This window comes from Streptomyces sp. NPDC003635, from assembly GCF_053587635.1.
On the sequence record NZ_JBSFOK010000116.1, the window covers coordinates 1 to 3,106 of the forward strand.

A 3,106-nucleotide genomic window follows, 5' to 3' on the forward strand; every position below is an offset into this window, starting at 1 on the left:
CCTGGGCTCACCAGGACCTGCCCTTCGACCGGCTCGTGGAGGCCCTGAACCCCGAGCGGTCCGCCGCCCGCCACCCCCTCTTCCAGGTCATGCTCACGCTGGCCGAGGCGGCCGAACCCGCCCCGGCGCTGCCCGGCGTTCGCGCCCGGACCACCCAACCCGACCTGGGAAGGGCCAAGTTCGACCTGACGGTCAACTTCGCCGAGCGCCGCGACCGGTCGGGTCACCCGAACGGACTCGACATCGTCCTCGAGTACGCCACCGACCTGTACGACCCCGCCACCATCGAGACGGCCGCCGACCGGCTGACGCGGGTCCTGGACGCCGTGATCGCCGACCCGGACATCGCGATCGCCGACATCGAGCTGCTCACCCGGGCCCAGCGTCGCGCCCTGCTCGACGACTACAACGACACGGCTGTCGCCCTGCCCGGGGGCCCTCTGCACGAACTGTTCAGGGCTCAGGCCGCGCGCACGCCGGACGCGGTGGCGCTGGTGTGCGGGGAGCGTGAGCTGTCGTACGGCCAACTCGACCGTGCCTCGGACGCCTTCGCGCACCGCCTCGCCGACGAGGGTGTCGTCCCGGGTGCGGCCGTGGGGTTGTTCCTGGACCGGTCGGTCGAGTACGTCGTCGCGGCCCTGGCCGTCCTCAAGGCGGGCGGAGCGTACGTCCCGCTGGACGCCCGGCAGCCCGCCGACCGCCTGGCGTTCGTCCTCGCCGACACCGGCGCCCGGGTCCTGGTCACCGACCGGACGGCGGCGACCCTGGGCGAGGGCCTGACGATGCTGGCCCCGCCGGATGCCGACGCGGAAGGGACGCCGCTGGAAGTGCCGGTCCATGCTGGCCAGTTGGCGTACGTGATGTACACCTCGGGGTCGAGCGGTACGCCGAAGGGCGTGGCCAACACCCACCGCAACGTCGTGGAGTTGGCACTGGACCCGTGGTGGGGGGAGCGGCACCGCCGGGTGCTGGCCTACTCCCCGCTGGCGTTCGACTCCTCGACCTACGAACTGTGGGTCCCGCTGCTCAGCGGAGGCACCGCCGTCGTCCTTCCGGTGACCAAGGTGGACGTGGCCGAACTCGGCGACGCGTTGACCCGCCACGGCATCACCGCGGCCTACTTCACCACGGCACTGTTCGACGCCATGGCCTCGGAGGCGATCGGGGCGCTCGCGGGCCTGAGCGAGATCTGGACGGGCGGTGACGTGCTGTCGGCGTCCGCGCTGCGGCGGGTGCTGGAAGTCTGCCCGGAGACGACGGTCGTGCACGCCTACGGCCCCACGGAGTCGACCGTCTTCTGCAGCTACCAGGCATTCCGGCCCGGGCAGCGGACCGTCGAGCGCCTCCACCTGGGCGTCCCGATGGCGAACACGCGCATGTACGTCCTCGACGAGGGCCTGCGGCCGGTGGTGCCCGGAGTCGTGGGCGAGCTGTACGTGGCCGGCAGTCACCTCGCCCGGGGGTATGTCGGGCGCGCGGCGCTGTCCGCCGAGCGGTTCGTCGCCGACCCGTTCGGCCCGGCCGGGGAGCGGATGTACCGCACGGGTGACCTGGCCCGCTGGAACGAGCACGGGGAGGTCGTCTTCGAGGGCCGGGCCGACCAGCAGGTGAAGCTGCGGGGCTTCCGGATCGAGCTCGGGGAGATCGAGACGGCGCTCGTCGCCCACGAGGCCGTGTCACAGGCCGCCGTGATCGTCCGCGAGGACCGGCCCGGCGACAAGCGACTCGTCGCCTACGTCGTCGGGGACACCGACGCCAACGCTCTGCACGCCCACTGCGCCGAGCGTCTCCCCGAGTACATGGTCCCCGCTGCCTTCGTCGAGCTGGATCTGCTCCCGCTCACCGCCAACGGCAAGCTCGACCGCCGCGCCCTGCCCGAGCCGAGGCTGGGCACCGGGCCGGGCGGCCGTCAGGGCCGTACACCGGTGGAAGAGGTGCTGTGCGGGCTGTTCGCGGACGCGCTCGGGCTGCCCGCGGTCTCCATCGACGACGACTTCTTCCGCCTGGGCGGGCACTCCCTGCTCGCCACCCGGCTCGTCAGTCGCATCCGGCGGACGCTGGGCGCGCAGGTGTCGGTGCGGGACATGTTCCGGCACCCGACCGTCGCCGGTCTCGCGCGGTTCATGGCGGAGACCGGGGCCGAATCCGGTGCCGACTCCGCCGGCGCGCCCCGGCGGCCCGCGCTGACAGCGGGAGGACGGCCCGAGCTGGTGCCGCTGTCGGCGGCCCAGCGGCGGCTGTGGTTCCTGGACCAGATGGAGGGCCCCTCCGCCACGTACAACATCCCGCTGGCCGTGCGGCTGACCGGGGCCCTCGACGCCGACGCGCTGCACCTCGCCCTGGGTGACGTCGTCGCCCGGCACGACGCGCTGCGCACGGTGTTCCCGGCCGACGAGGGCACGCCCTACCAGCGGGTGCTCCCGGCCGGCGACGCACGGCCCGCGATGGCGCTGATCCCGGCGACCCGCGACGCGCTGCCCTCCGTACTGCGCGACCTGTCCACCACGACCTTCGAACTCGCGCGTGACCTGCCTGTGCGCGCCGACCTGCTGCGGGTCGCCGACGACGAGCATGTGCTGTTGCTCGTCATCCACCACATCGCCTCCGACGGCTGGTCCAGCACCCCGCTGATGCGGGACCTCGCCGCCGCCTACACCGCCCGCGTCACGGGGGCCGCCCCCGGGTGGGAGCCGCTGCCCGTCCAGTACGCCGACTACGCGCTGTGGCAGCAGGCGCTGCTCGCCGCCGACGAGGAACGCCAACTCGACTACTGGCGGCGGGCCTTGGACGGACTGCCGGAAGAGGTCACGCTCCCCGCCGACCGGGCACGGCCCACGACCGCCTCGTACCGGGGCGCGTCCCTGACCGTTCGCTGCCCCGCGGGCCTGCACGGCTCGCTCACCAAGCTGGCCCGCGAGAGCGGCACGACCCTGTTCATGGTCGCGCAGGCGGCGACCGCGGCCCTGCTGTCCCGTTCCGGCGCCGGGACCGACATCCCGGTCGGTTCCCCGGTCGCGGGCCGGACGGACGAGGCCCTGGAGGACCTGGTCGGCTTCTTCGTCAACACGCTCGTCCTGCGTACCGACGTGAGCGGCAACCCCACCTT

The 3,106-nt window shown here is 73.4% G+C and carries 1 protein-coding gene; it reads left to right on the top strand.

Translation table 11 applies throughout. The features are described from left to right. Nucleotides 1–3,106: amino acid adenylation domain-containing protein (locus ACWDRW_RS40225; protein WP_451733532.1), on the top strand; the 3,106-nt coding region annotated here is incomplete at both ends.